Source organism: Natrinema salaciae, from assembly GCF_900110865.1.
GTDB lineage: Archaea > Halobacteriota > Halobacteria > Halobacteriales > Natrialbaceae > Natrinema > Natrinema salaciae.
Genome location: NZ_FOFD01000005.1, coordinates 17,426 through 40,761 on the forward strand (window position 1 = coordinate 17,426; position 23,336 = coordinate 40,761).

The window sequence follows — 23,336 nt, forward strand, 5'->3', positions numbered from 1 at the left end:
ACTTCACGCGGCACTCGTCGAGCTTCGAGCACAGGCGGCTCACGACGGAGATTTCCGGGAGTATCTCACCCTGTTCGATTCGACGAAGCGAAGACTTATGCCTACTAATCAGTTAGTTAGAATATGGCCCAGTCGAACTCCCGGAAGCGACCGTGGCTCGCAGCGCTGCTGGCAGTCCTCGTCACCGGCCTCGGACACCTGTATCTCCGCCGATGGCGTCGCGCGCTCGGGTGGCTCGCGAGTTCGTTTCTCGTCACCGTCCTGTTCGTCGATCCGGCGGCGGTCGACGAACTTTCGACTGGAGCCCCGAGCCTCGAGACGCTACTCACGGCCGCGCCGATGCTCGTCGTCGCGGGACTCAGTACCCTCGACGCGTACGTGCTCGCTCGCGCCCGCCACTCGAGCGCGAGCGCAACCGCCCTCCCGTCCGACGCGGCCGACGACGCGTTCGCCTGTCCCCACTGCGGCAAGGCCCTCGATCCCGAACTCGAGTTCTGTCACTGGTGCACACGCTCCGTCGCGGACGCCGAACCGAACCGCGAGTCGACGAACAACGAGTGACGACTGCCGACTGACGCCGTCCGCTCGCGTATCGGCGCTGCGGCTCCACGTCAATCGCCGTCCAGCAGGACGTGACTCACGTACTCGGCGGCGGCCCGTCTCGCCGTCGGGAGCGCGCGCTCCTCGTCGAAGACGACCGCTCGAGTCCGGGCCCCGTCCACGAGCGTCATGAGTGTTCGCGCCACGTGTTCGGCGTCGACGGGCTCGAACGTGCCCGACTCGATCCCTTGTTCGATCACCGTGCGAAGCAGGTAGCGGACGTACTCGTCGTTCTCTCGGAAGCGCTCGCGGAACCGTTCCTTGTACGGTGCCTGACTCCGCATCTCGAGTATGGCGACGAGCAGGTCCACGTGGTCCTCGGCGTCGACGAGCAGTTTGTCGAGTAACAGCTCGAGTCGCTGCTCGGGATCGGTCGTCTCCACCTCGTGGACGGTGTCTTTGAACCGATCGAGGACGAAGTCCAGAAACGCCGCAAGCAGGTCCTCCTTCGTCTCGTAGTGGTAGTGGATCGCCGCCGTCGATTTGCCGTACTCGTCGGCGATCCGCTGAATCGTGAGATCCGCGTACCCGTGCTCGCGAAGCGCCCGGTAGGTCGCTCGCATGATCTCCTCGTTTGGATCGGCATCCCTCTCGTTCGGCGAGTCCGCCATCGTCTCGGTAGTTACACGGCCGACTGATAACGGTTTTGACCTGCTCGTCAGGATAGAGTACGTCGCCGTCTGGCGAGTGGCTGTACCGCGGGTCGATACAGCAATTCAAACCACTTAGCGCGACGATCTCGTTTCCGAACGTTTTTGACTGATCAGTTAGTAAGCTCGATATCGAGATGGATGGCGACACGACGGACGATCGGTTGCGTGCGACGCGCCGAGTACCGTGTAGATACGGACACGCGGACACGCGGAGACGCATCCCGGTAACTCGGCCGAGGGGCCGTGCTAGTGGGAACCCGTCGCGTCGTCGACGCCCCGTTCGACGGGCTCGACGAGTTCGATCGAGGTCTGACGCCACCACTACGGACGACTGAGAGATGATCCAAGACTACTCGCTCGACGACCGACGCGCGGAAATCGGCACCCGCCTCGAGACGGCGCTCGACGCCGCGACCGGCGCGTATCTGACGCCCGCTCGAGCGGCCGTGTTCGAATCGGACGATCGCTGGTACGGACAGCTCGCCGCGTGCAGTTACGCAGCCGTGGCCGGGACGTCCGACGACGAGGCGGCGCTTCGAGCGGCGACGGCGATGGAACTGCTTCGCGGCTATCATCGCCTCCGCGGGCGATTGCTGGGCGGTCTCGCCGAAACGACCCCGGTGGGGCTGGAATCCGATGCCGCCCTATTGGCCTCGGACTACCTCTACACGACCGCGTACTCGAGGCTCGCCGGCCTCGACGAGGCGGACAATAAGGCCGGAGCGGCTATCCGGAGGCTCGCCAGCGTCTCGGCGGCGATGATCGAAACGTACGCGAATTCCGACGCCCGGTCGTCCACGCCGCCGTCGGTCTCCGTGTCGTTCGTCGACGGGACGGCGGGTGCGCTCGGTGCCGGTGCGGCCGCGATCGGTGCGACGCTGGCGGGCACCGACGACCGTCACACGGACCGCTTCGCCACGGTGGGACGCGGGTTCAGTACGAGCCGCCGGATCCACCGCACCCTCGACGGAGACGACGACGTATCGGCCGCTGGATCGGCGGGCCTCGACGACCGACGGCTCCGGCAGCACGCTCGACGGCATCGCCACGACGCCCGCCGCGCGCTCCGGACGCTCTCGGCCGCCGTATCCGTCGAGCCGCTCACGGCGTTCCTCGAGGCGCGCCTCCCCGATGGGGTGGCGGATAGCGTACGGGAGTGAGCGATCGACAACGGACCCCGCGCGAGAGGAGGGGCGGTCGCGGTCACTCGCGTCGTCACCCGCCGTGGGACAGAGCTCGAACGACGAGAGACGACGCTCTCGCGAGGAGTTCGTCCAAAAGTAGCGGAAGAACGCCAGCGTGGACGAAGCCGTGGTTCTCGTCGACGGCGCACCCAGCACCCGACGGAACCCGTCGTTACGAGCACTGCGTTCGAGACGGGGACCGTGCGTTCGACGCATTCTCGAACGTGTCTGCTTCAATAGATAACGAGTGACCTGTTCGTTCGGCTGTATTTGTAGTAACCGATATTTTGGAGGCGAACCCTCGGTCCGCTACGTCGTCGACGATCGGCAATGCGCGACGAACCAGACGATGCCAGCCGGTATCTGCATTCTCGTCGCTTCGCCGAGAAACCGGTTCGTGAGCAGCGGCTTTCCGGGACCAGTACGTCCACTTCGTTCGTATCATGTATCGTTGAATGACGGTGGGTCGAAAATTCTGGCGTCCATCGAGATCCCACGGGGGCTGCTCGAGCCACGTCACGAAATCGGTCGTGACTCGCACGAGTGCGCCGCTGGTTTCTCGAGAGACCCGCGAACCGTCGACGAGGCTGAAGACGGCGTACAGTATCGCGACCCCGCTGTAGACCAGTTTCGTCGATCGGGGGCAATCCGCCGAGAGAGCGCACGTCACGATGTCGGGTAAGATCGCCGTCCACACCGCCGGAAGCCGCCGAGAAATGACTGCCAGTGGTCGGTTCGAGACCCTTGTTAACACACCAGAACACTTATCAAACGGTTCTGTCGATGTAGTTGATGTATGAGAGACACAGGCACGCTAGATACGAGACCCATCGAAGCGGTCCGAGACGACCTCGAGACCGATCCCGAAATCGTCGTCATCGATACCGGCACCGGGACGCCGGAAACCGCCTTCGAGACGACGGCCGTTGCCGAACTTCGGGACAACCCCGACGACGACACCGAGGTCGACGTCACGTGGGACGACACGGCGAGTGAAACGAACAAGATGCGGAAGGTCGAACTCAGAAACCAGCTCCTCGAATGACCGACGATACTCCTTTCGAGAACGTCGCAGAGGCGAAACGGACACTTTCGGACGACGCGCGTGAAGACGCAGTCGAATATCAACACGAACTCGGCAAGTTGACCGCTCGAGAACGCATCGACTACCTCCTCGACGACGGGACGTTCGACGAGATCGGCCGTCTCGCTTCGCCGATGCCGACCACCCCCGAAACGACCGACTGGGAGCGAAGCGACGCGCCGGCAGACGGCGTGATTACGGGATTCGGGACGATCGACGGTCGAGAGGTAGCCGTGTTCGCGACCGACTTCACGGTCAAAGGCGGATCGATCGGGCACGCCGGCGGTCGGAAGATGAAGCGAGTCTCCGAACGCGCGCTGGACCGGGGGCTCCCGCTGATCATGCTCCACGACGGTGGCGGCCATCGAATTCAGGAGGGACTCGATGCAGCGCCGTTCGCTCGAGGAGACAACGGGTTCTCGAAGCTACAGACGACGCTGTCAGGGTGGGTCCCTGTCGTCTCAGCGATGATGGGGCCGGCCTTCGCGGCGCCAACGAACTTCGCGGCGCTCTCGGACTTCGTCCCCATCGTCGACGGAACGGGGACGATGGGCGTCGCCGGCCCCTCGCTCGTGAAAGCGGCGCTCGGCGTCGACGGGAGTAAGGACGAACTCGGCAGTGCGCGTTTCCAGACGAGCGAGACCGGAATGGCGGACGTCGCGTGCGAGGACGACGAAGCCTGTCTCGACGCGGTTCGGACGTTCCTCTCGTATCTCCCGCGAAACGCCAGACGGGACCCACCGACGACGGATCCGGAACCGCCGGCCGATGCGGCCGTCGAGCGATTGCGCGAAATTATTCCCGCGAGCCCACGGAAGGGGTACGATATCTACGCGATTATCGACGGGATCGTCGACCGGAACTCGACGTTCGAACTCAAACCGACCTACGCTCGGAACATCGTCACGACGTTCGCGCGACTCGACGGGAGACCGATCGGCGTTATCGCCAACAACCCGCGGTTCAAAGCCGGAACGATCGATACCGCGGCCTCGGAGAAGGCGTCCCACTTCGCATCGCTGTGTGACGCGTACGGACTCCCGATCGTCACCTTGACCGACGTTCCCGGGATCCTGCCCGGTCCGGACTCGGAACAGGAGGGGATCGCCCGTCACTCGGCGAAACTGCCGTTCGAGTTGGCGCGGGCGACGGTGCCGATCGCGAACGTCGTTCTCCGTCGCGGATACGGGTTCGGCTACGTCGCGATGGGCGGCGGACGGTCGCTCGACTCCGAACTGACGGTGTTGTGGCCGACCGCCGAACTCGCGGCGATGGGTATCGAAGGTGCCGTCGACATCGCCTACGGACACGAGATCGACTCGGCGGACGATCCGGAATCCCGCCGACAGGAGTTGATCGACACGTTCGAATCGCGGACCGACGCGGTCCGCGCTGCGACCCGCGTCGGCATCGACGGTGTCGTTCAACCGGAGCAGACCCGTGATCGAATCCGTCGGGCGTTCGAGCGCGCGACCGAACCACACGATCCCGACTGGCCCCCGAAAAAGCATCCGATCAATCCCATCTGAGCGCGGGTGACGGTCGGCCGCCGTCCAACGCGAACATCACGATCAGTTGCGCTGCACGCAGCGGTTTTCCGCGGCGAGCGATTCCGCCGGTCGATGCCCGTAACCGATGTGTCGAACCGGGACACCACCGACGAGCGCGCTCGAGGCTGGGCGGATTCGGTAGTCGAGAGCGCTCCGCTGGGCATGGAGTCCGGACGACGGATGGTGAGTTCGGCCCTCGAGATGCCACTCGATACGGGCCCCGAACTCGAGCGGGAATTCGGAGCGACGCTGCCCGAAATCGACGATCATGCCGAGGGGTTCGCCGCAGGCCTCGAAAACCGGGAACCCGAGTTCGACGGAAACTAACACGGGGTCGACCCCCAGCGAGAACAGGACGACACTCGGCAGGTGACGAGGAACCTGGCGACCGACCCGTCCGAACGAGCGGGACGGTCTCGATTTCGCTCGGCGCAGCGCCGTCCGATAGCATCGGATGTATTTATATTCCGAACGGTTGCGTGGCAACTATGGGACGAGACCAACCGAAGACGAAGCCGCTCACGTCCCATCAAAGGCTTACTCGAGATTGCGAAGCCGATTCTGTCCGACGACGGAGTTCCACACGGGGCCGTCGAAATTGCGGGCCCGATGAAGCGGTTGGAGAACGACGAGTACCGACGAGCGCTTCTCGACGAAATCGAGAAAGCAGTCAACGAAATCGAAGTCAACGTTCACTCGGGCGAACTCTAGCGACGATTCGGACGAGAGATGGCGGCACACGGCGTCAGTTGCTCTCTCGACCCGTCTACGGACTCCGACGCACCCGACGACAGTGCGTCCGACACTGTCGGATTTAGGACACAGAATGGTCGTCGCGGAAAGGGGCGCGTCTCACAAGCGCGTCGTCAGGGTATCGACGCCGCGTCAGTCAGTCGGTTCCACAGTAGCCAGTCCGATCGACTGCGACTGCCGGTCACTCGAGGCGGCCTTCACTGAACGATTTGTGTTACACCAATATGCGTGTAAATCACTGTGGGAGTACGAGGAACCGACGCGCGAAACACGAGCGAGACGGGTGGCACCGTACTTCCCGTCTCTCGATTTCAGGAGGGTGTTCGGAGACGGTCCGTCACGCGAGGCGATCGACGCTCGTAGTGGTCGTGCCGAACTAGCTCCCATCGGCTCGAGTATCGGCATTCGGTCAGTGTTCGCGGAGTGGGAGCTGGTGCCGTGCGAGTCGATGATAGAAATCGCTCGAACCCGCTTGCCCGAATTACCATTTCGACATACAGTTTCTGTGCTGAAACCGTTTTATGCCGAGCGGAGCCAATCGACCATCCAGACGGCGGCGCGTGAACTGATGCGCAGCCGACGGATGGAACCGCTCCGGCTCACAGCGCCGGCGACGAACTGTGGACGCTATCGGTCCGGGGGTGAACGAACGGGACCGCGTTACGCACTCTCCCGCGAAATCGCTCCAGTTACCTCGGTGTACCTCAGCGAGCGTCGAGGGAGACGACGTCGAAGTCGCCGTGTTTCCCATCGAGACGGCTCGGAAGATACCGCTTCAGTCCACGACCACGGGATTCGATCTCGATACGGGAACCGTGGGAGTCCGACGCTATCGAACAGCCATTTCAGGGACAGGTTTTCATATTACTCAAAATTCGAACGTTTCAGAACCGCCGGTCTCGCGACCGCCAGAACACGGTACGGTCGGGCCGTCGAGACGGACGAGGGTCGATTCCACCGACGCTGACCGGGTTCGCCGCGTCAGATGCGTCGGGTCGGTGATTCGGTGGTAACGAGCACGCAAGACGAGTTCGCGATCACGGGTGCCGAGACGTCGAGACGACCGTTCCGGAGGCGAGGTCACTGGCTACCGCTGTCGGCGTCGACCCGAGCGTGCTGCTCGAGGAGCTGTTGAATCCCGGCCCTGATCGCCGCGCTCCGAGTGGGGTACGCGCCGGCGTCGACGAGCGACTCGAGCGCGTCGAGTTGTTCGTCGGTCGCCCGGAAGGTGACGCGATCGAGCGGCTGGCGGTCCGCCAGTCGGGAGTTGGCCGGTTCGGGCGTGATGTCGCTGGCGGAGGGCTGCTGTGCCATCGTTACGGAGCACCTCCTCTGTGGGTCGGAGCCGATACCTGCCCCGTCGTCGTTCTCGCGATGGCGCGTTCGACTCTGTTGCTCCGAAAGACCATGGACGGAGAAGGGCGTCGTCGGCAAAAAGGGCTCGCGTATCACGGTGAAAGTGAAACTGTATCCCGCTTCACCGACGCATCGGAACCGCACGTCGCACGGACGGGGTAGCGGAAGCGAGCGGCGCTGTCCACGGTCAGCTCGGCAACCGTCCGGTTCGGTCGATGAGCGCGAGAACGACGACTGTGGCACCGAGGACGAGAGCGCCGGTCCGGAACACCGAATCGTAAGAGTAGCCGGATTCGACGAACAGTCCCAGGACGAACGAGCCGAGCGATTGCGTGAGCATCCAGGCGGAACTGAACACGGCGTAGGCGCTACCCCGCGTCGAATCCGGCAGCGTATCGAGGAGGAACGTGTCCGTGGCCGGAAACAGCGCGTGAATGACGAAGCCGAGGATCCCGGAGACGACGATCAGTCCGATCAACCCGTCGACGACTGTCAGAACGAGCAGCGTGACGGCGAAGACGCCGACGATACTGAGCAAGTAGGGAACGCGCGGCAGCCTGTCTGCCAGATCGCCGCCGAAGTAAAACGCGGGAATGCCGGCAGTGAAGACGAGAGAGAGCAACAGCCCCGACACCTGCCCGGAAAGCCCCTTCCACTGCATGTACAGCTCGTAGAAGTTGAACACGCCCTGCCAGACGAACGACGCCGCGCCGACGACCGCGAGCGCAGTCACGATGAGACGCCACTCCGAGAGCGCGCCGGCGACGAAGTTTCGGTCCGCCTCGCTGGCCCTCGGTAGCTCGGTCCGTCTCGCGGCGATCCACGTGTAGACCGTTACCGCCGCTGCACCGACGGCGATCCCCCACAGCGAGAGGCGCCAGTCGACGACGAGCGTGAGCGCCACGAGCGGCGCGGCGACCACTGCGGCGAGCTGACTGGCGGCACCGTGAATCCCCATGACGCGGCCGACGCGGTCCGGAAACAGCTCGCTCAGAAACGGATTGGCCGAGACGAAGTACACGCCGGAGGCGATGCCCATCAGGAAGGCCCCCACCATGAGGTGGCGGACGGTCGTTGCGGTCGCAGCGAATCCGGACGCGACCGTGAGGACGGCTCCGGACCCGATCACGACGTAGTGTCGCGGCACTTTCGTCAGGAGCCACCCCGTCGGCAATCGAGGGGTCGCGCTTCCGACCCACGCGAGCGTCACGAGGAGTCCGGCAGTCGCCTCACCGATAGCGAACTCACCGATAATTACGTCCAACAGCGGTGCAAAGACGATTCGCGCGAGGTTGAGGAGGAAAACGAGACCACAGAGCGAGGCGAAGAGTCGGGCGCGGCCCATGGCCACTATTTCCGAGTATATTTGACAAACGTTCCGGATTCGAAACGAGTAGAACGAGTGGCACGAGACGGTGTTCAGTTCCGACCGTCGATACGGACGGGGACGGGACCGAGTGGATATCCGCCGTCACGAGAGCAAACGAAGAGAGATGCGTATTCGTTGAGAGGAGTCGGTACGAGCGGCAGTGACTCGCTTCCCGTCGCGGTTCGTTCGGACGTTTCGGTAGTGAACGCGGTTTCGATAGTCGTCGCGACTGCGCCGTTCGGATACCTGTTCGGGTACCGCTTCACGGTCCACGCCGTCACAGACGAGACGACGGCAGTGTGGCTGACGACTATCGCGTTCGCCGTTCTCGCTTACTCCTCTGGCCAACCTGATCTCGGTTCCTGTCACGCGGGTCGCGTGCGACGTGACCGCTGTGACACGGCTCCGTGAGGTTTCAGGGACCGTCTCGGAGACAGTCACGGCCCTCGTCTCCTGCGTCTCGCAACCAGCAGACGTGATACTCCGGAAAAAATGTTCGGGAAGAGCGTTCCGCTCGAGACCCACACTCGTCGACCGTCGGACGCGACTCGAGCGACGCGCGAGCGAGTCGATCGGGTCGGTACCAGCGACCGTATCGCCGTTACGCCGAGTCAGCGAGTAACTCGTCGACGTACTCGTCCTCCCACTCGCGCCGGGCCTCGAGTTCGCGGTGGCCGCGAGCCGTGATCGTGTAGTAATTCGTCCGCTGGTCGAGCTCGCCTTTCTCGACGAGGCCCTTGGCGACGATCTCGTCGAGGTTCGGATAGAGTCGGCCGTGATGGATCTCGTTCTCGTAGTACTCCTCGAGGTCCGCTTTGATCGCCAGTCCGTGTGGCTCGTCCAGTCCGGCGATCGTGTAGAGCAGGTCTCGCTGGAACCCCGTGAGATCGTGCATATCGAAATCTGAGGGTAGTGGCGGATAAGTACTTCGAGTACGGAAACGAGAACGCGGAGTGCGGAACGGAGATCCGTCTCCGGGCTCGGATTCCACCCCGATGTCGCCGCCGTGGCGTTCGACGACTCTCGCACAGAGCGCGAGCCCGATTCCGGCTCCAGCCTGTCGTCGACGCTGGCGTCGCCGTGAACACGGGGCAACGGCTCGACGGCGATTTCCGTGTCGTTTTCGCCGATCGTCACCTGCAGGTCCTCGAGTGCGTTTGCGACCACACGGGCCAGTTCGATCGGCTCGAACGGGTCTCCTCGTGTCTCGACTCGAGACACTCATCCTGACGAATCAGCGGTCGTCGATGGGAATCACAGCTGCGAACCGCCACCTCGAGACGACGACGGCCGGAGGCCGGAGTGGCGACGGTATCGACGCCGATCGAGCGGCAGTCCGGGAACGGGCCAACGCAGCGTCCCGGGCACCACCCCATTTCCACGAGATTGAGGAAAGACTATATATTCCCAGTAACGCTTCCGGCGCATACCGAATGACCCGGGAGCAAATCGGGAGACGAACGGGACGGCCCGGACGGATCGACGTTTTCGGGGCTGAACCCGACGAGATCGACGGTACCGTCGGCGACGCGGTCGAGGTCGACGCCGTCGACGCGAGAGTACTCGTACACGCGCTCACCGACTGCACGACCGCAGACGCGTTCGTCACCGTCACTCCGGCCTGACAGATGCAGACTGCACTCACCTACCGCACGAACCGAGATCTGTTCTCCAACCACTACCTCGACGAGCACCTCCCAGAGACGGACGCGTGGGACGAGGTCAGTGACGAAACACTCCGCGAAGCCTACGAGGCCATCAACGAACTCTGGGAGCGTGAGAAGACGACGGCCCCGAAACGGAACGAGTCCCAGCTCGAAGAGACGTTTATCCGGCCACTGTTCCGGACGTTGGGCATCCCGTTCGAAGTCGAGGAGAGCACGAGTCGCACGCGGCGACGCCCCGACTACGGGTTCTTCGAGACGGAAGACGCCACCCGCAGGGCGTTCGAGCGTCGCGAGGAGGGTGGCGACTTCTACGAGGGTTCCGTCGCCGTCGCCGACGCGAAGCGCTGGGGACGCCCCCTCGACACTCGCGGGAGCGGTGAACACGACCGCGATTTCGAGAACCCGAGCTACCAAATTCACGTCTACCTTCAGGAGACGCCGGCGCGATGGGGCGTCCTCACCGACGGCAAGAAATGGCGGCTCTACTACGCGCCGACGAGCCACCGCCTCGACTCGTACTACGAGATCGACCTCCCCACCGTACTCGAGACGGGAGACCTCGAGGCGTTCAAGTATTTCTACCTCTTTTTCCGCCACGAAGCCTTCCTCGAGGATGCAGGTGGGGACAGCTTCCTCGACGACGTCTACGACGAGTCTACCGTCTTCGCTCAGGAGTTGGGAGCGGACCTCCAGGACAACATCTACGAGGCGATCACGGTCCTCTCGGAGGGGTTTCTGCAGTACCCCGACAACGATCTCACCGAGGACGACCTCGATCTGATTCACGATAGCTCGCTCGTCTACCTGTATCGGCTCATCTTCGTCCTCTATGCCGAGAGTGAGGGCCGCGACCTGCTCGACACGAACAACGAGATTTACGAGCAGTCGTACAGCCTGAACTCGCTCAAACAGGAGGTCGCCGAGGAGCTCGACAGTGCGGACCCGACGTACCGCGACTGGCAGAACACCCTCCAGGCGCGTCTGGACGAGCTCTTCATGCTCATCGACGAGGGGAGCAAGTCACGCGGGATTCCCGAGGAGGAGCTCCACATTCCGGCGTACAACGGCGGACTGTTCCGAACGGATCCCGAGGACGACAGCCGCGAAGCGACGTTCCTCGCCACTCACGACGTCGGCGACGCCTCCCTCGCCAGAGTCATCGAACTGCTGACCCGGAGCGAGAACGCCGCCGGTGACGGAACGGTTTTCGTCGACTATTCGTCACTCGACGTGCGCCACCTCGGGAGCGTCTACGAGGGACTACTGGAGTACCAGCTCGCGGTCGCCGACGAACCGCTGACGCTCGACGACTGCGAGTACAGAAGCGCCGCCGAGGGCGACGACGTCGTCGTGCAGAACGGCGACGTGTACCTGACGACCGGCAGCGGTGAACGAAAGGCGACTGGGTCGTACTATACGCCCGAGTACGTCGTGGAGTACATCGTCGAGAACACGCTCGAGCCGCTCGTCGACGACATCCGGGCGGACCTCGACGGTCGGAGTGATCGGGACGATCGTGGCTTCGGGGCAGCGTTCGCCGAGCGCGTGTTCGATTTAAAGATTCTCGACCCGGCGATGGGGAGCGGTCACTTCCTCACGAGTGTCATCGACTACCTGGCCCGCGAGATCATCGATGCCCAAGAAAAGCAGGCCGCACAGCAGGGCATCGAAACCGTCGACGAGGAACACGACATCAACTGGGCCCGTCGACAGGTCGCCCAGCGCTGTATCTATGGGGTCGACCTGAACCCGCTTGCCGTCGAACTGGCCAAGGTGTCCCTGTGGCTGCGCACCCTCGCCGCTGAACAGCCGCTCGCCTTCCTCGATCACCACCTGAAGACGGGCAACTCGCTCGTGGGGAGTGACATCGAGGAAATCGAGGAACTTGACTCAACGGGCGGTGGCGACGGCCACAACGCCTCGCTCGCGGACTTCGGTGTGGCTCGGAAGGGGACGATCGAGCAGTTGATGCGGATCTACGAAGCGTTCATCGCCATCGAGAATCAGGAACTCGCGGACGTCAAGGAGATCGAGTCCAAGTACGACGAGTTCGAGCGGAACGAGCTTCGGCAGCGACTCGAGGCGATGGCAAACGTCCATACCGCCGACGCGTTCGGGCTGGACGGTCTCCCGAGCGACGCCTACGAGCGGATGGCAGCGGCGATGGAAGACGACGACGAATGGGAGCGAATCGAACGGATGCAGTGGTTCCAGGATGCACAACAGTGGGCCGACGACGACGACTACTTCCACTGGAGTTTGGCGTTCCCCGAAGTCTTCTACGATACGAGCGGGACCGAACGGGAGACCCCCGGGTTCGATGCGGTCGTCGGAAACCCCCCGTATCTCAAGTCACACCACATCCCGGATGGCGTAGATACCGTGTTGCGGACCGAGTACGAAACCGCTGAGGAGGGAGCGTACGACATCTACGTTCCGTTTGTGGAACTTGCAAATCGACTCCGAAACGGCCGTGGTCGGGTCGGCGTTATCGTTCCGAACAAGTTCTTCGAGGCCAACTACGGGGCCGCACTACGGAACTATCTGGTGGAAAACGATTGTCTCGACGCCGTCGTCAACTTCGGAGAGAAGCAAGTGTTCGACGGGGTGAGCACGTACACGTGCGTGGTATTCCTGGACGAAGCCGTTTCAGCCGTTGACTACCTGGCAATCTCGGACCTAACCGGCTTCGCCAATCGAAAGCCGGACGGAGACGTTGGAGAGAGGCAAACGTACGGTCTCGAGAGCCTGGGAGACAGGTGGAACTTCGTTACTGGTGACACCGCTGCCGTTATGAGCAAACTCGCCGATAAGCCGACGCTGGGCGATGCCAGTGAGCGGATTTTCAAGGGTCTCGACACCGGGATGGCCGATTTCTATGCCGTCGAAAAAAGAGCCGAACACGGAGACACCTACACGGTATACTCGGCGCAAGCCGAAGCCGAAATCGAGATCGAAACACGGCTGCTGAAACCGCTACTGAAGGGGAAAGACATCGAGTCGTTCCGTCCGGACTACCAAGATCGGCTCCTGTTCTTTCCCTACGAGACGCACACGGACGGGTACGACTTGCTGGCCGAGTCGACGATCGAGTCGACCTATCCGCACGCGTACGAATACATGAAGCAACACGAATCCGAACTGAGACAGCGGCAAAACGGCGCGTACGACGACGACGAGTGGTATCGATTCACGAATCCACGGAACCTCCATCACTACGACAACGAAAAAATCTGTTCTCCCTACAATTCCTTTCGCCCTGCGTTCATCTTCGATACGGACGAGTTCTACTTCACGACCGGCTTCGCGGGTGCCTATGGTACCATCACGACGGAGCAATCCCCCGATTTCTATCGAGCAGTCACTGCGATCCTCAACTCGACGGTGACGCAGTTCGTTATGGAACAGACGAGTACGCCGATGCGGGGGAACTACTTCTCGTACGAAAAGCGGTTCATCAAGCACATTCCCCTGCCGATCGACGCGTACTCGACGACGGCGGAGCAGCGAGAGCGTATTGCTGCGCCCCTCATTCAGGAATTCGATGCGGCTATGTGCGAGGACGGTTCTGAACCGCGGTTCTCCGAGACGGTAGAACGCTTCTGCGAAGAACGGACGAAGACAGAAGCCGTGTGTTACGCCATAGCGGATCTCTGCACCCAGATCGGGGAGATGAAAGAAGAACGCCACCGTCTGAACGGAGACGTATTGGACTACCTCGGTACGTACGACGGCGGGGAACAGTTGAGTGAAGTTGCCGAATACCAGCCGCCGAGCGGGGTTGCAGACAGCATCCTTTCGGAGACGGCGGAGAGCCGTGACAATCTCAGAGTTGGCGACGTCAGGATTCGAGAGCGTGGCTCGAAACTCCGGATCCTGGCAACAGCGCGATACAAACCGGAGACCCCTGACGAGTACGAAACTGATCGCTGGGGGTATACAGAGACGGATTATCTGCCCGCGATGGACTTCGTCGGGCTGGAAGAGGTGAAACGGAACGTGATAACCGAATTCGTCCCGAAAGCAGTCGCCAACGGCGACGGGTTCGCGGATTTCAGAGAAACGGCAACCAAGACGAACTCGATAGTCGACCGGATTGGCGGACTGACGCTGCCGAACGTAGCCGACGTAGCGTCCGGTCTGAACCGGTATCTGCGGACGAAACGACGAGACGAAGAGCTCGGTAGACGACTGGAATCCGCCACGTCCGTACTCGACGACGTAGTGTATACACTGTACGGGCTGAGCGACGAGGACGTGGAGACGGTGGAGTCGACCGTCGCTGCTGAACGCGGAAAGTGAACGCCGAGTCGGCGACCGGATCGAGTTCGCCGGCGCCCGCGGACGAGGCCGAAACGACGACGACCGTCAGCGGCGCTGTCCGCTCCCGTTCAGCAGACTGTGAGCGAGCGAATCCCCACCGAGATCGTTCCGACGCCGGTCCACGTGCCCTCCTCGTCGCGGCCGATGAGTCGACCGTCGTTGGTGCCCGCCACGACGCGCTCGTCGACGGCGGTCCACGCGAGGATGACCGCTTCCGGCCCGCCGGGGTACGAGGCAGTCGCCATCGTCTCGCCGTGATCCGTCGATTCCACGAGTATCGCGTCGGCACCGTCGTCACCGGTCCACGTCCCCGGCGGGCTCCGGGCTGCCGCCGCGTAGAGCCGTCCGCCGTGTGCGAACGCCTCCCGAAAGTATCGATGATCGAGCGCCGCGTCGAGTCGCGTCCACGACTGGCCGGCATCACGCGTCCGGTAGAGGCCATCACCGCACGAGGCGACGTACTCGTCGGGGCCGAGGACGAGGACGTGGTGGACATCGTCTTGTACCCCATCGCGGCGCTCGGTCCACGTCTCGCCCCGGTCCTCGCTGACGTGGATGCCGCCGACCTCGACGCCGGCAATCACGCGGTCGGGCCGTTCCGGATGGACGCCGAGACTGCGCACGTGGGCCTCGTTGCGATGCCGCGGCGTGTGCCACTCGGCTCGCGACGGAAGGTCCCGAAAGCCGTCGAGCTCGTCCCACGTTTCACCGCCGTCGGTGGACACGTACAGGTGCGCCGGATGGGTCCCCGCGTAGAGGCGGTCGCCGTCCGAACTGGCGACGACCGAGTACACTTCCTCCCGCGGGACGCCGAGGTTCACCCACGTCTCACCCTCGTCCGTGGATCGGTACAGCCCCGTCTTCGTCGCGGCGAACGCGCCGTCGACGGCGGGAAACGTACGAACTCTGGGCGTATCGCCGCCGTCGAGTACCCGTTCGGCGTCGTCGACGGGGACGGTTGCTGTGCGGTAGACACCGTCTCGAGTACCGATGAGGACCGCCATAGCGTGCGTACGTGCGCCGACCGCGTAATACCGAGGGGTGATCTCCCACGGACTGCCACCAATACCGTGCGTCGGTATCGTCTCTAGATGGCGGCGAGACGTGAGCGGTGACTCGGTGTCGGCTCCCGGGTCACGATGCGCCGATGGCCGACGGGCCGGGCGGGGAAGAACGCATCAGCACGGCGATAGAAGAACCGCACCGGGCGACAGCCGCTGTCCGACCTGCGAGGAGCGGTCCGGGAAGGCGGGACCGAATCCAACCGAGACGCTCGCAGGGACGCGGTAGCCTGGGTCTACAGATGAACAAGGCGAGGCCTCGGGGTCGTTTGGAAGCTCTTCGATCTTCCGTGATGACGAGGGAGCGACGCGCTCTCGAACCACTCGACCCCGAGGCGGTTCACGCCGGCTATCGCAGTCGTTGGTACGTGTTAGAAACGTCGTACAGGGCGGGACTGTTCGACGCGCCGTGACGACACCGGCGTCAGCGACGGGTTTCGATATGCCGGCCGATCCGCTCGAGACCCGCCTCGAGCTCGTCGGCGTGGAGGCCGAACCCGATTCGGAACCGGTTCGGATACCCGAAGACGTCACCGGGTGCGAGGACGACGCTCTCGGCGTCGAACAGCGAGCGACAGAACGCAGTCCCGTGTTCGAACCCGTCGGGAACTGTCGGAAATCCGTTGACGCCCGTCGGTTCGAACCAGTCGAGATCGTAGCGCCCGACGAATTCGGCGACGCGTTCCCGGTTCGCCCGTGCGTGGGTACGGTTCGCCTCGAGGATGGCGGCCTCTTGGCCACCGAGCGCCTGTCGAGCGATGTGCTGCCCGAGAATCGGCGGTGAAATAGTCGTGTAATCCTTCCATTTACGTACTGTATCCGCCAGCTTCGTGTCCGCGACGACCCAGCCGAGACGCGCACCCGCGAGGCCGTACGACTTCGAGACGCCGGCGGTCGAAATCGCTCGGGGGCCGAGCGACGCGGCCGGGGCGTGGGGGTCGTCGGCGAGCATCCGGTACACTTCGTCGACGAGGAGGAACGCATCGTGCGCATCGACGAGGTCGTACAGCGCTCGCAGCGTCTCAGGGCCGAGGTACTTCCCGGTCGGATTGCTCGGATTGGCGAGTACGACGACTCGAGTGTCCGGGCGCATCGCCTCCGCGACGGCGTCGACGGGGAGATCCCAGTCCGGTGGTTCGGTTCGGACTTCGGTTACCTCGCCGATGGCGGCGGGGACGCTCGCGAGCGACTGATAGGTCGGCGAGACGACCACGCTGTGGTCCCCGTCGCCCAGGAGCGCCATGAACGTGAGGTAGTCCGCCTCTTGCGTTCCGCAGGTGAGAACCACTTCCTCGACGTCACGGTCGTACCGTGCAGCGATTTCGGCTCGGAACTCCGGGGACCCGTCAGTAGGGATCACGTACCCGAGTTCACCGACGTCGAGATCGAATCGATCGGCGGGAAGACTCCGAACACCGCTTTCAGCGAGCATCAGATCGGCGTCCGGCTCGTATTCGTCGAGCCACCGTTCCAACTCGAAGGGTGGTAACTCCATACGACCCCTCCACGGAGACGAACAATAGACCCTCCGTTCCCCACGGAACGACGCGCCCCGAAGGACGGTGACGCTTCCCCGCCCCTCTCCCGATTACCCCGACGGGATTTCGTCGGCCAACGCTGCTGGACACGTGCGCCACCGGAGCCGAGGTCCTTTCGCTCGTCGACGCTGCGGATTCCGCGGAACGGCGAGACGCGCGAGTACTGGACGAAGTGGACGGACGGGGGGATCGGAATCACCGAGCGTGGCGCTTTTTCTCCGACGGACGGGCCAGTTGCGTCGACGTACAGGCTCGTACGGGTGAGATAACAAATATCACAGGGGTCGAGCGCCGAAACATGGACGACCTCACGGGATTCCAACGAGACCTGTTGTACGTGATCGCCGGTGCCGACCAACCCTCCGGACAGGATGTCAAAGGGGAGATCGAGCAGTACTACAGCAACGACATCAATCACGGACGGCTGTATCCGAATCTCGACACCGTCGTGGAGAAAGACCTCATCGAAAAAGGGCAACTCGACAGGCGGACGAACTATTACGCGATTACCGACGACGGCGAGCGAGCCATCGCCGATCGTCGCGAGTGGGAGTCGCAGTACGTGGACGAGTGACCGGCCTCGTCGTGCTCGCTCGCGCTCTCGAATAGCGGTGGAACTGATACCACGAGCGACGTACGTCGATAGGGATCACGCCGCGTTCGCTGGTGGCGCGATGGGGTCGAAAATCGAGAGACCAAGGGCCGACGATGGGAAGGGGGACCATCGTCGGAAACCACGGTAGGGCGTCGGTAGGTGGGTGATTGGATCGCGGTCTGTCGCGCACAGCGGGTTGCGCGACAGATAACATGTTCGGGAGGACCGTTATCAACTTCTACCCGATTCCCAGTTGCTCGAAATCGTCCCGCCCGTTCGGTAGTGGCACCTCCACCCCACGACTACTGACGTGATAGCAAACGGCACGTATCGTCGGGGCCGGCGGGCTGTCGGAGACGAACCGTATTGCTACTGGAGTAGCGGAGCGGGCAGCACTCGATCCTGCGTTCGAACGACGGAGCGGCGACGTCGTTCGGTCAGCGATTGCGCTTCTCGGTCGAAACGGAATTAGACTCGATCCTCAACCCTGTCGATTAGGGCAGTGCTCCCGAAGTACGCCGGGACGTGCTGGTGGAGGTCATCCGGGGGGACGTCGAGAAGCGATCCGCGACCGGTCGATGCGCGTCCGCCTGCAGTCTCGACGAGGTGTGCGATCGGGTTCGCCTCGTACTGGAGTCGGAGGTCTCCGTTCGGACTGGACGACCGTTCGGGGTACCCGAGTAGTCCGCCGTCGACGAGAAGGTGGTCCACATCGCCGACCATCGCCCCGGTGTACCGAAGTTTATACTCGGCGTTCAGACCCTCCCAGAACGCTTTGATCGGGTCCGGCCACTCGTTCGTCGCCCCGGCGAATCCGCAGATGTGGTCTTCGTCGGGGAACGTAACGGGGACGGCGTCGACGATTTCGCCGTCGTCGATCGTGTATCTGGTCACCTCCCCGTCCACGGCGGCCGTCATCGTCGTGAGCGGCCCGTACAGGAGGAAGGCGCTTGCGACCAGATCGCGGCCGCTGGCCGGGAGCGGCGCATCGTACACTCCCACGACCGTTCCGACGACGTTGTTCGACCGGAGGTTCGACGAGCCGTCGAGCGGATCTACGGCGACGCTGTACCCGTCACCGACAGTCTCGATCGTCTCGCGCTCCTCGCTTGCGACGGCACCGACAGCGTCGAGTGAGGCTATCCGGTCACGAAATCGGCGATCGATCGCCAGATCCGCGGCGGACTGCGCGTCGCCGCTGGGGTTCTCCGTCGCGGTCGTTCCGGTTTTCGAGGCCGTTCGCAACTCCTCGCGGACGGCAGGCGTCACCGTCACGAGCGCGTCCACAATCGAGCTACGGCCGGTCATCGATTCGACCGACCTCCCGGGATCGCGTTCACTTCGGAACCGGATTGGCGAAACAACCTCATGAGAACAACCGCTTCAATCGGGCGAAGAGCCCCTTCGATGGATCACCGCCGAGCTGTTCGGGGTGCGCTTCGTTCGCCGAGTCGGTGTCGGAGTCGGACTCGGATTCGCGCGTGTGCGAAGCCGCCGTCTCGGCACGAGCTCCATCGCTGGCCCCGGTGACGCCGGTTTCGCCGGCGTCGGCGCGTTGCGCTGCGGTATCGATCAGTCCCTCCGGATCGTTGACGGCATCTTTTACGGTCCCTTTGACGAGCGGTTTCTCCTCGAATCGGCCGCGGCTGACCGACGTGTCCGCGGCGATGATCACCGCATCCGCGGCCGCGATGTCGCTGTCGGACAGTTCGTTTTCGGCCCCCATCGCACCCTGGACCTCGACTTCGATGTCGTGGCCCGCCGCTTCAGCGGTCGTCTCGAGATTCTCCGCTGCCATCTGACTGTGAGCGATACCTGTCGGACATGACGTGACTGCAACGAGTTTCATTGGTCGTGGGTTATGAATCGCGGCTTCGAATTCGTTCGCGTACCTGGTCGCTGGTGGTCGCTTCGAGCGCTCGAGACGCGTGTGCGACCGCCTCGTCGGCGTCGACCGACTGGACGGCGGCTTTCACCTCGGGAACGGTGACTGCGCTCATGCTCAATTCGTCGAGCCCGAGGCCGACGAGCAGCTCGGTCAGCTCGGGATCACCGGCCATCTCTCCGCACATGCCGATCCAGGCGTCGTTCTCGTGGGCCGCCTCGACGGCTCGATCGATGGCCCGCAACACGCTCGGCTGACGTGGATCCCTGATAGCGGACACGGTTTCGTTCTCGCGCGCCGCGGCCATGACGTACTGCGTGAGGTCGTTCGTCCCGACGCTGAAGAAATCCACTCGCTCGGCGAGTTCCGAAGCGACGAACACGGCACCGGGCGTCTCGATCATCACGCCAAGTTCGGGGATGGCGTAGTCGATACCGTCCGCAGCGAGGGCATCGGCAACTGCATCGACGGTTTTGATCGCGGCGTCGAGTTCCGCGACTGTCGTGACGAGCGGAAACATGACCGAGAGCCGGCCGTCACCGTCGGCGGCGGCTCGGAGTAGCGCCCGGACCTGCGTCTCGAAGAGTTCCGAGTCCGGGCCGAGCGATCGGCGGATTCCCCGCTCGCCCAGGAACGGATTGTCCTCCTCGGGCACGTCGAGGTAGGGGATCGGCTTGTCGCCACCGACGTCGAGCGTCCGAACGATTACGCGACCGTCCGGGAACGCCCCGAGTGCCTCCAGGTACGTCTCGTACTGTTCGTCCTCGTCCGGCGGTGCCTCGCGACCGAGAAACAGAAACTCCGTGCGGTAGAGACCGATGCCGTCGGCTCCCCGGTCCTTCGCGGCCTCGAGTTCGGCGGGCTGACCGACGTTCGCAGCGACCTCGATTTCGGCACCGTCGGCGGTCGCGACCGGCGCGTCGCGGATCTCGACCTCGCGGGCGGCCGCCGCCGCCTCGCGGCGCTCGTCGCTCGGATCGACGACGACCTCTCCGGTCTCGCCGTCGACGGCGACGGTCGCTCCGTCGTCGATGTCGCGTAGTTCGTCGCCGACGCCGACGACGGCCGGGAGGGCGAGCGACCGGGCGAAGATCGCGGCGTGCGACGTTCGTCCCCCGGTAACGGTGACGAATCCCGCGACGCGGTCGGGGTCGAGTCGGGCCGTGTCACTCGGTGTGAGTCGCTCGGCGAGGATCACCGCCCCCGCAGGCAGGTTGCCGAGGTCGGTCCGATCGCCGCCGGTGAGCAGCCGAATCAGCCGGTCCCGGATGTCGCGAAGGTCGTCGGCCCGCTCGGCCATCCGCCCCTCCATGCCTTCGAACTGCTCGATCGGATCGGCGAACGCTCGGTGGACGGCGTGCTCGGCAGGAAGACCGTCCGCGATGGCGCTCTCGGCCCCGTCGCCGATCTGCGGATCGTCGAGGAACTGCAGGTGGGCGTCGAATACCGCGGCCTCTTGCTCGCCGACGCGTTCGGCGGTTTGCTCGCGCTCGGATTCCAACTCCGAGCGGGCGGTATCGCGAGCGGCTTCGAACCGATCACGCTCGGTAGCCGGGTCGACGTCGACGTCGTCGGGGTCGGGGAGTTCGGCGTTCTGACTGTACCAGACGGCCGTCCCGACGCTCGAGCGGGGCGTCGCACCGGTTCCGGTGAGGGTTCGTTGAGACATCTGCTCAGTTGATCACGTGTTCACGTCGGCGAGTTCGTCCTCGGGCGTGGTCAACACTCGCTCGAGGGCGTCCAGGGTCGCCTCCTCGTCGGGACCGTCCGCGACGATCCGGACCTCCGCACCGCTCTCGACGCCGAGACTCGTGACGGCGATCATGCTGCCAGCGGGGGTGAGCTCCTCGTCGTCGGCGCGACCGATCCGGACGGTCGACTCGTGGTCGGTGACGGCTTCGACGAACGTGGCGGCGGGGCGGGCGTGGAGGCCGGCTTCGGGGACGACCGTGACGGTGCGTTCGCTACTCATGCGACCGCCTCCTTCAGGACGGCCTGTACGTCGTCGGGCGTCTCGGCCGCGGAGAGGTCATCGCGGACCTCGTCGTGCATGAGTGCCCGCGAGAGGGTGCTGAGGATCGCGAGGTGGTCGTCGGCGCCGGACTCGGGGACGAGGATCATGAAGACGAGCCGCGCGGGTTCGTCATCCATCGCCCCGAAATCGACGCCCTCATCGGAGCGGGTGAACGCCACCGACGGGCGACTGACGGCGTCCGTCTGGGCGTGCGGAATTCCGATCCCCATGCCGACGCCGGTCGTGGTTTCTTCCTCCCGAGCGAGCAGCGCCTGCAGAGCGGCCTCGCGGTTCTCGACGCGCCCCGCGTCGACGAGCAGGTCCAACAGGTATTCGATGGTGGCTCGTTTGTCGGCGGGCGGCGGATCGAGCGTGATGTGGTCGGTCGGGGCGAGCGTGTCGATTCGGTCTCGGTTGAGTGTATCTGCCATGGTGAGTCTACGGGCTGTGTCCGTACATCGAGCGGCGATTAGCTGATAGTGCTTTGGTCGTCAGTCTGGGGTGCGGTTTGAGCACCCGTCCCGGCCTCGGTATCGACATCAGCGACCGTGCGATCGAAGTCGGGTTTGAGAGCAGTCGCGACGACTGCGGTTACGATCGTTCCGAGCGCGATACAGCCGAGGAAGGCGAACGCGCTGTTCGACAGGAGGAACACGAAGATACCGCCGTGCGGTGCAGGCATCGTGACGCCGATCCACATCGCGGCTGCGGCGGCGGTGGCGCTACCGGCCATACAGCTGGGGATCACGCGCAACGGATCGGCCGCCGCGTAGGGAATCGCCCCCTCCGTGATGAACGACAGACCCAGCGGCAGTGCCGCCTTCGCGTTCTCGTACATCTCGGCGGAGTACTTCTGAGGCGCGATGAAGTTCGACAGCGCCAGCCCCAGCGGCGGCGTCATGCCGGCGATCATCACCGCGGCCATCGGGCCGTAGATCTGCTCTCCGACCAGCGCGACGGCGAAGACGTAGGCGACCTTGTTGACGGGACCGCCCATGTCGAACGCCATCATCGCGCCCAGAACCAGGCCGAGCACGATCGCGTTCGTCCCCTCCATCCCCTCGAGGAACGTCGTCAACGCGTCGTCGACGATCGCGATCGGGACGCCCAGTCCGAGGATGACGAGCGGGGCGAGTAGCGCCGTGGTGAACACCGGAATGATTAGCACCGGCATCATCGGGTCGATAAAGGACGGCACTGCCCACTGTTTCATCCAGCGAGCGACGTAGCCGGCGAGGAGACCAGCCACTAACGCACCGAGAAACCCGGCAACGGCCCCGTCGGCCGTGAACCCGACGATGGTGCCCGCAGCTTCGATGATTTGCTCTTGCTGGATCGCCCACGAGAGGATGAAACCCGGCGCGAGTCCGGGCCTGTCCGCGATAGCGTACGCGATGTACGCCCCCAGAATCGGAACCATGATCGTCAGACCGAGCACGCCGATCTCGGCCAGATACCACGCGAGCGTTCCGTTCTCTTCGAAGACCGTCTCGGTGTTGCCGGCGGTGAACGGGAGCTCAGCGATCATGAACGCCACTGCGAGGAAGATACCCCCGATGGTGACGAAGGGGATCATGAACGATACGCCCGTCATTACGTCCTCCTTCACGGAGGTGACGTGGGATCGAAGCGCATCCTCGGCTTTGTCTGTACCTACCATACAGGGAATTCCAACCTATTATTCAAAAGGATTTTCGAATGCGA

General features: G+C 63.8%; 20 protein-coding genes and 1 pseudogene. 8 read left to right on the forward strand and 13 right to left on the reverse strand.

The features are described from left to right. Positions 1-123: 123 nt before the first annotated feature. Complete coding sequence (locus BMX07_RS16940) at positions 124-561, forward strand: zinc ribbon domain-containing protein (RefSeq protein ID WP_090620041.1); 438 nt, start codon at positions 124-126, stop codon at positions 559-561. A gap of 50 nt (positions 562-611) precedes the next feature. Here the strand turns inward: BMX07_RS16940 and BMX07_RS16945 are convergent, their stop codons facing one another. Further along, positions 612-1,211, reverse strand: a complete 600-nt coding sequence (locus BMX07_RS16945; RefSeq protein ID WP_090620044.1) for a TetR/AcrR family transcriptional regulator — start codon at positions 1,209-1,211, stop codon at positions 612-614. Between the two features lie 380 nt (positions 1,212-1,591). Between BMX07_RS16945 and BMX07_RS16950 the strand changes: the two genes are divergently transcribed. The 4 genes from BMX07_RS16950 (at position 1,592) to BMX07_RS16965 (ending at position 5,398) form a co-directional block, all read left to right on the forward strand. After that, a complete protein-coding gene (locus BMX07_RS16950; RefSeq protein ID WP_090620047.1) occupies positions 1,592-2,413 on the forward strand; it encodes a hypothetical protein in 822 nt (273 codons plus the stop codon). Positions 2,414-3,233: 820 nt separating this feature from the next. Next, positions 3,234-3,482, forward strand: coding sequence for a hypothetical protein (locus BMX07_RS16955; RefSeq protein WP_090620051.1), 249 nt, complete (start codon positions 3,234-3,236; stop codon positions 3,480-3,482). Next, a complete protein-coding gene (locus BMX07_RS16960) occupies positions 3,479-5,050 on the forward strand; it encodes an acyl-CoA carboxylase subunit beta (protein ID WP_090620054.1) in 1,572 nt (523 codons plus the stop codon). The genes BMX07_RS16955 and BMX07_RS16960 overlap by 4 nt, the downstream gene beginning before the upstream one ends. 93 nt (positions 5,051-5,143) lie before the next feature. After that, positions 5,144-5,398: a Clp protease/crotonase-like domain-containing protein gene (locus BMX07_RS16965; RefSeq protein WP_139210935.1), complete on the forward strand. Its 255-nt coding sequence runs from the start codon at positions 5,144-5,146 to the stop codon at positions 5,396-5,398. Positions 5,399-6,904: 1,506 nt separating this feature from the next. Here the strand turns inward: BMX07_RS16965 and BMX07_RS16975 are convergent. From BMX07_RS16975 to BMX07_RS16995, 4 genes and pseudogenes are all read right to left on the reverse strand, one after another. Continuing rightward, a complete protein-coding gene (locus BMX07_RS16975) occupies positions 6,905-7,138 on the reverse strand; it encodes a ribbon-helix-helix domain-containing protein (protein ID WP_090620061.1) in 234 nt (77 codons plus the stop codon). 229 nt (positions 7,139-7,367) lie between these two features. Beyond that, positions 7,368-8,525 carry an MFS transporter gene (locus BMX07_RS16980; RefSeq protein WP_090620064.1) on the reverse strand — a complete coding sequence of 386 codons (1,158 nt, stop codon included), beginning with the start codon at positions 8,523-8,525 and terminating at the stop codon, positions 7,368-7,370. Positions 8,526-9,150: 625 nt separating this feature from the next. After that, the gene (locus BMX07_RS16990; protein WP_090620692.1) at positions 9,151-9,444 is read right to left on the reverse strand and encodes a PadR family transcriptional regulator; all 294 of its coding nucleotides are present in this window, start codon (positions 9,442-9,444) and stop codon (positions 9,151-9,153) included. 120 nt (positions 9,445-9,564) lie between these two features. After that, a pseudogene (locus BMX07_RS16995) lies at positions 9,565-9,774 on the reverse strand (hypothetical protein); the annotation flags it as partial. Between the two features lie 208 nt (positions 9,775-9,982). Between BMX07_RS16995 and BMX07_RS17000 the strand changes: the two are divergent. Further along, complete coding sequence (locus tag BMX07_RS17000; protein ID WP_090620070.1) at positions 9,983-10,174, forward strand: hypothetical protein; 192 nt, start codon at positions 9,983-9,985, stop codon at positions 10,172-10,174. Between the two features lie 3 nt (positions 10,175-10,177). Beyond that, positions 10,178-14,518, forward strand: coding sequence for a class I SAM-dependent DNA methyltransferase (locus BMX07_RS25210; RefSeq protein ID WP_090620073.1), 4,341 nt, complete (start codon positions 10,178-10,180; stop codon positions 14,516-14,518). A gap of 89 nt (positions 14,519-14,607) precedes the next feature. On the opposite strand, the gene BMX07_RS17010 is transcribed toward BMX07_RS25210, so the two are convergent. Both BMX07_RS17010 and BMX07_RS17015 read right to left on the reverse strand, forming a co-directional pair. Next, positions 14,608-15,543 carry a WD40/YVTN/BNR-like repeat-containing protein gene (locus tag BMX07_RS17010; RefSeq protein ID WP_090620075.1) on the reverse strand — a complete coding sequence of 312 codons (936 nt, stop codon included), beginning with the start codon at positions 15,541-15,543 and terminating at the stop codon, positions 14,608-14,610. 481 nt (positions 15,544-16,024) lie between these two features. Beyond that, positions 16,025-17,095 carry an aminotransferase class I/II-fold pyridoxal phosphate-dependent enzyme gene (locus tag BMX07_RS17015; RefSeq protein WP_090620079.1) on the reverse strand — a complete coding sequence of 357 codons (1,071 nt, stop codon included), beginning with the start codon at positions 17,093-17,095 and terminating at the stop codon, positions 16,025-16,027. Positions 17,096-17,436: 341 nt separating this feature from the next. On the opposite strand from BMX07_RS17015, the gene BMX07_RS17020 reads away from it, so the two are divergent. Beyond that, positions 17,437-17,712, forward strand: coding sequence for a PadR family transcriptional regulator (locus BMX07_RS17020; RefSeq protein ID WP_090620082.1), 276 nt, complete (start codon positions 17,437-17,439; stop codon positions 17,710-17,712). 489 nt (positions 17,713-18,201) lie between these two features. On the opposite strand, the gene BMX07_RS17025 is transcribed toward BMX07_RS17020, so the two are convergent. The 6 genes from BMX07_RS17025 to BMX07_RS17050 are packed head-to-tail and all read right to left on the reverse strand — an operon-like array spanning position 18,202 to position 23,292. Further along, positions 18,202-19,041 carry a class 1 fructose-bisphosphatase gene (locus tag BMX07_RS17025; RefSeq protein ID WP_090620085.1) on the reverse strand — a complete coding sequence of 280 codons (840 nt, stop codon included), beginning with the start codon at positions 19,039-19,041 and terminating at the stop codon, positions 18,202-18,204. A 58-nt stretch (positions 19,042-19,099) separates the two neighbouring features. Then, entirely contained in the window at positions 19,100-19,582 is a 483-nt protein-coding gene (locus BMX07_RS17030) for a PTS fructose transporter subunit IIB (RefSeq protein WP_090620087.1), read from the reverse strand. Positions 19,583-19,592: 10 nt separating this feature from the next. After that, positions 19,593-21,287, reverse strand: coding sequence for a phosphoenolpyruvate--protein phosphotransferase (gene ptsP / locus BMX07_RS17035; RefSeq protein ID WP_090620090.1), 1,695 nt, complete (start codon positions 21,285-21,287; stop codon positions 19,593-19,595). A 12-nt stretch (positions 21,288-21,299) separates the two neighbouring features. Further along, positions 21,300-21,590, reverse strand: a complete 291-nt coding sequence (locus tag BMX07_RS17040) for an HPr family phosphocarrier protein (RefSeq protein ID WP_090620093.1) — start codon at positions 21,588-21,590, stop codon at positions 21,300-21,302. Continuing rightward, positions 21,587-22,063 (reverse strand): PTS sugar transporter subunit IIA, encoded by a 477-nt coding sequence (locus tag BMX07_RS17045; protein ID WP_090620095.1) that lies wholly within the window; start codon positions 22,061-22,063, stop codon positions 21,587-21,589. The genes BMX07_RS17040 and BMX07_RS17045 overlap by 4 nt, the downstream gene beginning before the upstream one ends. Before the next feature lie 38 nt (positions 22,064-22,101). After that, positions 22,102-23,292 carry a PTS fructose transporter subunit IIC gene (locus BMX07_RS17050; protein ID WP_090620098.1) on the reverse strand — a complete coding sequence of 397 codons (1,191 nt, stop codon included), beginning with the start codon at positions 23,290-23,292 and terminating at the stop codon, positions 22,102-22,104. Positions 23,293-23,336 lie beyond the last annotated feature (44 nt).